At 46.6% G+C, this 10428-nt stretch carries 9 protein-coding genes and 1 pseudogene; 5 read left to right on the top strand and 5 right to left on the bottom strand.

Features of this window, described 5'->3' with window-relative positions; all coding sequences use genetic code 11:
• Nucleotides 1–88: 88 nt before the first annotated feature.
• Complete coding sequence (locus K7B67_RS23660) at nucleotides 89–787, bottom strand: SapC family protein (RefSeq protein WP_252178299.1); 699 nt, start codon at nucleotides 785–787, stop codon at nucleotides 89–91.
• Between the two features lie 239 nt (nucleotides 788–1026).
• Between K7B67_RS23660 and K7B67_RS23655 the strand changes: the two genes are divergently transcribed.
• From K7B67_RS23655 to K7B67_RS23640, 4 genes are all read left to right on the top strand, one after another.
• Nucleotides 1027–1293 carry a DUF1778 domain-containing protein gene (locus tag K7B67_RS23655; RefSeq protein ID WP_252178298.1) on the top strand — a complete coding sequence of 89 codons (267 nt, stop codon included), beginning with the start codon at nucleotides 1027–1029 and terminating at the stop codon, nucleotides 1291–1293.
• A gap of 346 nt (nucleotides 1294–1639) precedes the next feature.
• The gene (locus K7B67_RS23650; RefSeq protein WP_252178297.1) at nucleotides 1640–1915 is read left to right on the top strand and encodes a hypothetical protein; all 276 of its coding nucleotides are present in this window, start codon (nucleotides 1640–1642) and stop codon (nucleotides 1913–1915) included.
• Between the two features lie 75 nt (nucleotides 1916–1990).
• Nucleotides 1991–3292: an ISKra4 family transposase gene (locus K7B67_RS23645; RefSeq protein ID WP_252178296.1), complete on the top strand. Its 1302-nt coding sequence runs from the start codon at nucleotides 1991–1993 to the stop codon at nucleotides 3290–3292.
• A 109-nt stretch (nucleotides 3293–3401) separates the two neighbouring features.
• On the top strand, nucleotides 3402–4178 hold the full coding sequence (locus K7B67_RS23640; protein WP_252178295.1) for a hypothetical protein: 777 nt from the start codon (nucleotides 3402–3404) through the stop codon (nucleotides 4176–4178).
• A gap of 172 nt (nucleotides 4179–4350) precedes the next feature.
• Here the strand turns inward: K7B67_RS23640 and K7B67_RS23635 are convergent.
• Nucleotides 4351–5615, bottom strand: a pseudogene (locus K7B67_RS23635) (ISNCY family transposase).
• Nucleotides 5616–5857: 242 nt separating this feature from the next.
• Between K7B67_RS23635 and K7B67_RS23630 the strand changes: the two are divergent.
• The gene (locus K7B67_RS23630; protein WP_252178294.1) at nucleotides 5858–6829 is read left to right on the top strand and encodes a Fe(3+) ABC transporter substrate-binding protein; all 972 of its coding nucleotides are present in this window, start codon (nucleotides 5858–5860) and stop codon (nucleotides 6827–6829) included.
• Between the two features lie 112 nt (nucleotides 6830–6941).
• Here K7B67_RS23630 and K7B67_RS23625 read toward each other — a convergent pair whose 3' ends face one another.
• From K7B67_RS23625 to K7B67_RS23615, 3 genes are all read right to left on the bottom strand, one after another.
• Nucleotides 6942–9002: a DnaA/Hda family protein gene (locus K7B67_RS23625; RefSeq protein WP_252178293.1), complete on the bottom strand. Its 2061-nt coding sequence runs from the start codon at nucleotides 9000–9002 to the stop codon at nucleotides 6942–6944.
• Between the two features lie 799 nt (nucleotides 9003–9801).
• The gene (locus K7B67_RS23620; protein WP_276576714.1) at nucleotides 9802–10101 is read right to left on the bottom strand and encodes a Txe/YoeB family addiction module toxin; all 300 of its coding nucleotides are present in this window, start codon (nucleotides 10099–10101) and stop codon (nucleotides 9802–9804) included.
• A complete protein-coding gene (locus K7B67_RS23615) occupies nucleotides 10052–10324 on the bottom strand; it encodes a type II toxin-antitoxin system Phd/YefM family antitoxin (protein ID WP_252178291.1) in 273 nt (90 codons plus the stop codon). Before K7B67_RS23615 ends, K7B67_RS23620 begins: the two co-directional genes overlap by 50 nt.
• Nucleotides 10325–10428 lie beyond the last annotated feature (104 nt).

The raw sequence follows: 10428 nt of genomic DNA, 5'->3' as shown, positions 1-10428 counted from the left end.
TTTTTTATTCCTGACGCTTATCCTTAAGCGCACCAAACGCAGAGGTGAGCGCAAGCCCCCCTCTGTTTTAACTGTTGATTACTGTCGTTTATTGCTGCTTTTTCAGCAACCGCCGGAGCGCCCCGAGAGAATGCAGGTGGGCATAACTCCAGGCCAGCCAGCCAGCCTTGAACCAGTCGTTTATTCTTTCTTCCTGCAATCCGGCCAGCTTGTTCTCGTCGATGGCATACAGGCCTTCCAGCCTCAGTGGATTATCCTTATCGGCCATGACCTGAAGATTAAAAGGTGAGAACAGCTCCAGCTCACTGCATTCATCACAATAGGCTCGAGTATTTTTGTACTGCTGGTCATAGTTGTTCAAAAACTGGATGATATTTTTCAGGGTTTCGGAGTTTTCGCCTTCATCATTAAAGAGCGCCTCACCTTCTTCACCGCTAATTTGTGCGGATTCCCTGTCAAAACACACGGTTCCCTCATCGGTGAGAGCAAAAGGGTAGCGCCTGACAAAAGCTGGAACATAACTGTCCTCCCAGCGCCCGTCAGTATCCAGCTGTTTATGGCCGGCCTCCATCAGTGACAGCAGTGCCAGGGGGAAAAAACGTCCTTCTTCATCCTTGCTGAACAGCACCGGCATATCACGACTGGCTTCAAAAAACTCAATGCCGGTCAGTGGCACAGAATTGACGCTATCGGTAAAGGAATAATCTCCGGAAGATTGATATTTGAGTTCCTTATGAAGATCACGGTTGAGTGCGGTGGGGGCTTTGTAGAAAAGTAAGGCTGCCATGCTTGAAATCCATTTTTGTATAATTCTTTTTTACATCCATGACATTGTTGCACGATTTCTTTGCTGCACTCAAACCGATTTAGAATCGAACAACTGTTTTTCCATAGCCCGAAGATTCTTTGCCACCGGTGTTAGAAATTATTCCGCCATTCTTCTGTACGATTTGGCATGATATAAAAGAACGCTAAACTCATTTGTACGGAAAACTTCCGTATAAATCAATAGTGGAGAACCTGATTATGGCGACTACCAGGCTGGATATAAGGCTTAATGAGGAGATCAAAGCTAAAGCTGAAAAAGCTACTGCACTTTTAGGGCTTAAGAGTCTTACTGAGTATGTGGTTAACCTTATGGATGAAGACGCAAGTCAGGTTATTGCAGAGCATGAAAGCGTCGTGCTGAAAAACGATATGTTTGATCGCTTTATGAATGCCTGCAACAAAGCCAAAAAGCCTAATAAAAAGCTGACAGATGCACTGCAACTCACCAGAAATCAGGGAATGTGATGATCTGGACCAATACATTTCTTGAGTTGGATAAATCGGTTCATGACAGGGAGTCTTTTTCCTGTGGAGAGTCAGAGCTCGATGAGTTCATAAAAAAGCAGGCTCTTCGACATATGCAGGCAGTTAAATAAAATTGCAACAATCGCAAAATCAATTACGCTAGACACAAGATAAATCGTCAAAAGGTGAATTTATCTTGTGGGTTTCAACTACAAAGCTAGCCAAGATTGAAGGCGTAACCAGCCAAACTATAAGGCGCAAGATCGAAAGTGGTCACTACGAAAAGTGAAGCAAACCAGTGGTGGTCACTTTCGCATATTCATTAACCAGCAAAGGAAGATATGCTATGCAAGAGTCAGTTCTGGAAAGCAAAAATCCAGCATTGACATGCAAAAGCGTATCTTACTCAAAGAGCACCCTGATGCAGAATTTATCAGCGGCATTGCCAGTGCTTTCAACTTTAAGAGAAAAGGACTGCAAACCATTCTGGAATCAGCGGTGTACAGAAATCCAACCCATATTGTGGTTGCCACAAAAGATTGCCTTGCCCGATCAGGGTTTGAATTTATCAAGTGGCTCGTTGAATTATCGGGAGGACACATCGAAGTTTTGGAGCGTGTGACTTCTAATCAATGTGTCAAAATTTGCAGGTAGCGACTACCTTTATCAGAGTCTGTATTTTTAGAAGTCCGTAGTCATGTCTGCCAGCACTCTCTCATCAAACACTCAAGAAACCCAGATTGTCATCACCATCCAACACGGTAAGTCGATGCTGGAGTTCGAAGAACACCTGCAATCCAGCCTGAATGAGGCAGGTTCACTTGCTTCAGCACACCAGCTGGAATACATGGATACCGACGGCTCGCCTATCAAGGTAGGTGGCGTCAAGATGACCACCAAACGCAAAAAAGAACCCAAGGTCTACGAGACACCCTGGGGGGCAGTTAAAGTTGCTCGCCATGTCTACCAGAGCAGCTGTGGCGGTGAGGTCTTCTGCCCCCTTGATCAAAATGCCCGGATCGTCGTTAATTCTACACCCGCTTTTGCTCGTATGGTGAGCTGGAAGTATGCTCAGATGGCAGCACCGCAGGTTCATGAAGACTTACGGCAAAACCATGGCCGTGCCAGCAGTCGCTCCACCTTGAGAGACCTGTCGGATGTGGTAGCCAGCATCGCGCAAGCCAAAGAAGAAAGATGGACATACGACATCCCACAACTGCCTGCACCGGTAAAAACGATAGCTATTGGGCTGGATGGGGCAAATCTCCTGTACTACGAGGGTTACCGGATCGCCATGTGCGGCACTATTACCTTGTACGACAACGAGGGTGAACGACTCTATACCCTTTATTGCGCAGCAGCACCGGAGTACGGCAAGCAAACATTTATTAAGCGTTTTTCATCGGAAATTCAGAAGATAAAAACGCGCTACCCTGATGCGACCTATGTGGGTGTTGCAGACGGAGCGGCAGACAACTGGACATTTCTGGAGCCACTGACATCGGTGCAGGTATTAGACTTCTACCATGTATCTGAATACGTTGCTGATGCAGCCGAAGCACTTTATCCGGGCAAGCAGGCGACAGGTGACCGGCAAGCTTGGCTGAAGCAAAAGCTTCATGACCTGAAGCATGAAGAGGGAGCAGCAAAAGCTTTATCACGTGAGCTGGAACAGGCCTCACCTGGTAATAATCGGATGGCTTCCTTAGAAAAACTCGTCAGTGCCAGAACCTACTTCAAGAATCACTGGCATCAGATGATTTATCCAGACGCAAGGGAAAGAAACCTCCCTATAGGCTCAGGTGTTACTGAAGCCGCCTGCAAAACACTGGTTAAGCAACGGATGTGTCGATCTGGAATGCGGTGGAAAGATCAGGGTGCATCTATGTTATTGACCCTGAGAGCCTTGGTCTGTTCAACAGGACATTGGGACGAGTTCTGGTCAAAAGTAGACAGGTATGGATTCCCCATAGTCCATAATCTACCTGCTGTACATTGATTAGGCAGCACACCCGTTTTGGATGACCCGGATAACGCCAGTGAGTCAATCGACACCCATGAGCTTATCGGTTTCATTACCTCATTCTGCAATAGCCACGGATAGCGACATGCTAAAAGACGCAAAGATAATAGCGTCAAAAAAGATCAGGTTTTACCCAGAGAATGAGCAAGCCTATCACGATGCCCTGATGCTCTATCGCAGGTCGTACAACCTTGCTGTTGAGCGTTTCCGTAACGATGACTATAAAGATGCCAGCGGAAAATCCATCAACATGCGACCTGCCATTAAAGCTCAAGTGAAGCAAGAGCACGAAGAAAGTGGCAGGGCTTATAACTCGATTGTTTCTGATAATGGAACACTGGAGGCAGCGACCAAATTCAAAGCGGTCTGCGAGCACAACAAGAAGCTCAAGGGAGCTAAAGAGGGCTTTGCAGAAATCCATTTCAAAAGCCGCAAAGGTAGCAGGCACTCATTCTCTATTGACCGTTTCCCAAAGGGATTAAATCCCTGCATAGACGCTCTTGGCAAGATTCACCTGACAGAAGATGTGCCAGCAGAAGCGATTGGCAAGTCTTGTGTCATAACCTACGACAAAGGTCGCTGGTTCGTTCAGGTTCAACAACATATTGAGCTAAATCCCGAAATCCAAGGGAAGGTTAGATGTGTTGGAGTTGACCCCGCCCTATGTCAGGATAGTTGTCGCACCTTTGCCACTTGCTACAGCGAAAAAGAGGCGTTGATAGCGGGTGATAACGTTGCAAAAACAAAGCTGTTTCCACTAATGAAGCAAGTGGACAGCTTGGTCAGTCAAAAGCAAAAAATCCTGAACACGCAGAAGGGCGTTGTGTTCTTATCTAGTGCCTGCCCGAAAACCCACAAATAATCCGATGCAGCAGGCAGCAGCCAAAATTTTTTGATTAAAATTTAGCCTACTCATTTGAGGGTGCTACTTTTTGGTTAATTTCTGTTCATTTTATGAACAACTTCCCGATTTTTGGGCACAGGGCATCCTCACCCAAAGGTGAACCTGGTTGCCAACAAGCCCGTTTCTCTTTTCAGGCGGCTTTTTTACTTGTCTGGACTGCCTGCTTTTGCAGCAAGGTACCCAATCGATGCAGATTGGTTCCCAGAACTGCCAGCGACACATAACGACGGAAGCCATCAATGCCAGTATCCGGGCATCGGTCCAGCCCATGCTGTTCGAGGGCATTAATGTCAGATTCTACAGCGGAGTGCTTCCTTTTTGCCCTGATAAACTCCGGGTGTCGCTCACGAAGTCTATCCTGTTCTGACCACCTGCCTTTTTTCGGCAACACGGCCCGGTCGAGAAATTTTTCCAGTTTTTCAAGGTTTTCTTTTGACCAGAAACCTCGGTCATAACTGACTTGTGATACCTGGGGAAATCGCTGTTTGGCACCTTCCGCAATAGATACAGTCACTTGGTCGTCCGTCTGTTTTTCCAGCTGGCACTGGTAGTCTGAATCTTTTATCCAACGTTCCAGTTCTTTTAGCCGCACATCTCCCGGCGTACGTGCTCTCAGGAGCTTTAAGGTGACTTCTGCCTTGCTAATAAGCTTCTGACTGTAGGCAACATAGTCGGCATGGGCCGCTTCAATATCATTCTGCCGGGCATCCCGAAGCGCCTCGTTGGCCGAGGTGGATCGTTTCAGGTTGCGGGCTTTGTTAAATTTCTTCTTATGCCGCTCCTGCAAGTAGCGGCTCTGCCGCCACAGGCTTTCATGCTGCTCCGAAGACAGAATGGTTGCCCACTCTATCATCTTGCGCGTGACATCCCTGAGCAGGTTGATATCCGTCGGAAAGTGAACATTGGTTTTTACGACGAACGAGTCAGCGCGGGCGCATAGCCGCTCTTCTTTTTTTTTACCAGCTGGTGACCGGCATTGACGACGACCTGATTGACTTGATCAAGGATTTCCGGTGTGAACAAAGCAATGTTGTCTTGAAGGGTTTGCAGTTTGTACTGGTGCTCGCAATAAGGCCCATGACCCAGCATTTTTCGGAGAGTTCCATGCTCGTTGGCCAGCTCAAGAAGCCGGTCGTAGTCGCAGTTAATGACCAGCCGCAAGGTGCCAAAAACCAACACCCTCCAGAGATCCATTCCGGGGCGCCCGTTACCTTGATCGGCAGTTATCATATCCTCAAGCACGTGAAAAACCTGGTTCCTCAACTCGATATTTGTCCAGATATGCTGCAATGCCAGGAGCAATCGAGGAATATCGTCCCTTGACCTGAGGTTGAATGTAATGGCAGAGATGTCAACCTCGCCAAGCTGCATTTGTGGGTTGATGGTTTGGCGCATAAGTGGAAAAGGCTCGTTGTGGAAAATCTTCGTTCCCTATATTGGGCTATAAGCCTATGTTTTCACGTGGTTGAGGGTTTTCGGACAGGTACTACTTATGTACTTAAAAAACTGGTGATAAAGATGGGTTTCTGTAGAATAAGCGAATGATAATACTTCCTATTTAGATTTATATTATAAAAATACGGTTCTTACCCATGTTGAAAAACAAAGTCTCTTCAGCACTTTTAGCAACAGGCCTTATGGCTGCATCTGTCATCTCCCTGGCCGCAGAAGTGGTTAATGTTTACTCCTATCGTCAGCCTTTTCTGGTTGAACCTCTGTTTGCAGAGTTCACCAAAGACACCGGCATTGAAGTCAATATGGTATTTGCCAAAAAAGGTCTGAGTGAGCGTCTCGAACGTGAAGGCAAACTGAGCCCCGCTGACCTGGTATTGACGACAGACATCAGCCGACTGATGAATCTCGTAGAAAAAGACCTCAGCCAACCCGTTAACAGCCAATCAATCAATAACAACATCCCTGCTCAGTACAGAGACCCTGAGGGTGAATGGTTTGCCCTGACCAAGCGTGTCAGAAATATCTACAGCACCAAACGTTCAGAGCAGCCGGAAGGCATTACTTACGACGACCTGGCCGATCCAAAGTACAAAGGCAAGATCTGCACACGCAGCGGTAAAAATGCCTATAACGTAGGTCTCGTTGCTGCTTACGTCGCTCACAACGGTGAGGAAGCGACCAAAGAATGGCTGGAAGGTTTCAAGGAAAACCTGGCCCGTCGTCCTCAGGGTAACGACCGTGCCCAGGTAAAAGCTATCAGGGAAGGCGTTTGCGACCTCTCTATCGGCAACAGCTACTACTTCGGCAAGATGATGACCAATGAAGAACAGCGTCCATGGGCTGAGTCCGTTTACATCAACTTCCCTGACCAAAAAGGCAATGGCGCTCACGTCAACGTCAGTGGCATGGTTCTGACCAAATACGCTCCCAACAAAGACAATGCCGTTAAGTTAATGGAATTTCTAGCCAGTGAGAAAGCTCAGGCGACCTTCGCTGAAGTCAACATGGAATACCCTGTAAACCCTGATGTTCCGGTTTCGGCAATGGTTGCTTCCTGGGGTGAGTTCAAATCCGACGATCTGCCTGTCTACAAGCTGGCAGAGAACTATGCGACCGCTCAAAAATTATTGGACGAAGTCCGTTTTGATCTGTAATTAAAAGGCCTTTCGACCTTCTGGAGAGTCGGCGGCTGCTTGCTGGCTCTCTGCTTCTGACTCTGGTCTATGAGGCCTTGACGCCTTAGCTTTCGATGTAAAAGCAATTCTGCTAGGAGCCTGAAAAGTCCTGGAGCATATGCTTGAGTCGGTCAGCAATACGGATCCTGTAGTTTTTAATACTGAAATCTTCCTCTAAATAATTCAGTACATTTTTTAACAATAATGAGCGGTCTTCAGTTTTAACCACCAGCTTTAAGCCTTCATCGTGTACTTTCTGAACAATATTTATGAACTGCTCATTTTCAATTAAGCCACCAGCAGCATCACACTCCATAAAAACAGCCTGATGCTGTGTTTTGGATAAATCGCTGAGATCGTAATCAGGGCTTGTTTTTTGTGGGAGTCCGGGCAAGAGAGGGGGACCCACCTGGCGGATCTGTTCTGCCGGAATACTGAGTATTCTGGCCATTTCGTCTATCGATATAGCTTTCTCAGTGATGACTGCTGCCGCCCTGGGGCCTTGATACTGACCCAGTTGCGATATTGCATCAGCCGCCTGAACTTCAGGGCTGTGCCACCACTGGGAACGGTAACTGTCTCCCCGCAAATCGCTCAGGTAAAGAAAGTTATGAGCTTTCCTGGTTAAGGGATCAATAACGTCAGGGGTTGCATCTTTGGCAGGAATATGAACATTTGAACTGACCATGACGGCTTTGTTTTGAGTCAACACATGTCCCATTGTTTTTGCCAGAAGTTTTTTGCTAAGTAAGCCGTTGGCATCATCGATGACCACCAAGTCCTTTCCGACAAGCTTTTCGTCGATCTTTTCAGCCCACAGCGTTTCATCACCCCCTGAGTCCTGGTACAGAGTACCTGCTGTAACATCGTCTATATAAAGGGTGTCAACACCATATTCGGCTGCTTTTTTGGCAACCGCTGTGCATAGATGTGTTTTTCCTATTCCCGCTGATCCGCTCAGGAATAGTCCCATGGGCTTTTTATGCGAGGCTTCACACTGATTATTTATCACAGCGTGTGCGAACTTCAGGGCCGTATCTTTCATCAGTTTCTGCTGTTTTGAGTCGGCTTTGAATTGATCAAAATCAGAATCAAGATTTTCAATGGTGAACGGTGAAACCTGATGCACCGGCTTTGCTTCCATAGTCCGTGTGATGAGCAACAGTGGCTGACAATGCCAGACTTGATCGCACTGCGACAAAAAATCTTCCCATCGCTCATTACTGAAGCGAAGCCCACGAGTGATACCAGCAATAGGGAAGTCATAGGGCAGAATACTGTCTTTCAGCTCTGCGTAATGCTTTTCTCCACTTTCAATTGCATGGATTGTTTCAGGACTCTGTGGTTTGTTGTAACCATCAATCAGTATTTTTTTCACTTGGTCGTAGGTTTTCGGTTCATCAAATTTATCCGGACCAAACCCCAGATAGAGATTCTGTCCACTGCTGTTTTGCCCGGTGCATATCAGATTAAAACCTATAGCAGTACCGCTTTTATGTTTCTCCGTATAGATCGCTACGCCCTGAATGTAGATGAGATCACCCTTTTTGATATCCAGTTCTGACAGTTCCCTGACAGTTGAATCAGGGCTGGTTTCGTCAATGCGGTTAAGATCGTGAAACAGATTATAGATAGGGTTGCTGAAGTCGATCGGTGTTAAATTTCCAGGAATATTCTCGAAGTTAGAAGCGTTTTTTTTGCTGGTATGCGACATGATCGTGCGGGAAATTCTGAACTTTGAGACCGGTGCACCAAAGATTCGGTTGAATTCGTCGGTGCCAATGATCGATTCAATGGCTCGATACTGACAGGCCAGAATAGTTGTCGCACAGTCTGCAATGGTAGGACCATGAAAAAAAGCATTCAGACATTCACTGGGTGTACGCCCGTTATCCTTTGCTACAAAGCTGTATCTGAAAGTATGATCAAAATATTTTGGCAGTGAGAGCAATCCCAAGCCGCTGGCTTTTGACAGCTCGGGAAGTTCGTAGGCCTTATAATCCTCAGCATAATAAACACCCAGGCGTTTTCTTTCTTCCAACAATTCTGGCACACGAGAAGAATCGTACGTAAAGGTTGCACTGGGTATACCACTGCTCGAATATGTGTAAGTTATGCCCAGTGTATTAGGTATTTCACGAAATCTTGTCATAACTGAGCTCCGCTCTTCGTATAATGTGTTAACGTGCTGGAGCGAACAAATCGTTTTTTCGGCGAATTGTTCTGCCATGGGCTCATTACTGTCACCTACCGGGAAGCGTTCGTAAGAGGGCGTTATCGGACGTAAAGATGCTAAAAGATTTGCCGCAATATTATAATCAGATCGTAAGTCAGGGTTATCGGAGCAGGGACGATTTTGTTTTGAACCTTGTGCAGATATAACAGCACCGTCTGCAGCAGTTTTAGAATTTTCAATTTTCCTTTTCATCAGGCTCTGCGTCTGCCCGCTTGAATCCGTCATTTCTTTCGGATTGTCAGTGACGCTCATCTCACCACCATTTTTTACTGGCGAGGGCTTTACACTTCTTGAGGTGGGGGAGCTATTTTCAGCAGCTATTACAGTGGGCTGATAGCGATAGCCGGTAGCAAAAGTACTTACATTATCCATAATTAATCGTCCTTTATTGAGTTGCAGCTGCTGTTAATACCGTCCTTCTGGTTAGCTCATTTGCCTGTTGAATTTAATGCTTCATGACAGTTCTACAGGCAATCTCAAGAGAAGGGGTACATTATCCGTACCTTGTACTATCGCCCTAACATAAAGACAGAAAGGAAATGATTTAGTTCACTACTATATGCGAGAACCAAGCCTTGGCGTCCCCGCTTGTTCCCTGAGCAACGAACTGTGAAACAGGAACCTGTCAGGTGACTAACAGGAATCCCCGTCCTACTGGATTTGAATTTTCGCTTTTACGACACCCTCTTCAGGGTGGGGAGGATGTCAACGGGTCTCAATGCTGATCGTAATGGCCACCCAGAGCGCAAATATAGATAAATTGGTCGTCAAATCTATATATCAATCGGTCCTTCTGGGTGAGCCTACGAGACCAGTGACCAGAAAGGCCATGCTTTAGTGGTTCTGGTTTGCCGACCCCGGTAGTTGGGTCACCTCGCATCATTTCCTTGAGCTGGCGGCATAATACTTTATGCAACTTTTTATCTTTTTCGCGTAGAGCTTCGTATACCTGCCAAGTATTACCCTCAAAGACCAATGATCTCACTGATATCCTCCTCACTTGGCTGATAGCCATCACCTTGGCTATGTGTCCTCTGTGAGTCTGCAATCTGCTGCATCAAGCTACTATTCTGCAGAACATAAAGGGTCTCTTGTTCCCGCTCCCAGTCATCAGCACTGAGCACTACAAAGTCTTCTCCACCGCGCCGAGTGACCTTAAGCGGAGTACGGTTGCCCACAACCTTCTCTACAAAGCTTTTCAGGTTATCCCTGAACTGATTAACGCTGACACTTTCCATAAATTATCCCTATCTTTAATGTACGGCATTTCCGTACACTATAGAGAGCAGACATTTAAAAGGCAAGTCTACGCCCAATTTTCAAAACAGACCCCGCTGTTTAA

This window comes from Endozoicomonas sp. 4G (assembly GCF_023822025.1).
Classification (GTDB): Bacteria; Pseudomonadota; Gammaproteobacteria; order Pseudomonadales; family Endozoicomonadaceae; genus Endozoicomonas_A.
Note: the sequence above shows the minus strand (reverse complement) of the source record. Positions and strands in the feature narration are given on the sequence as shown.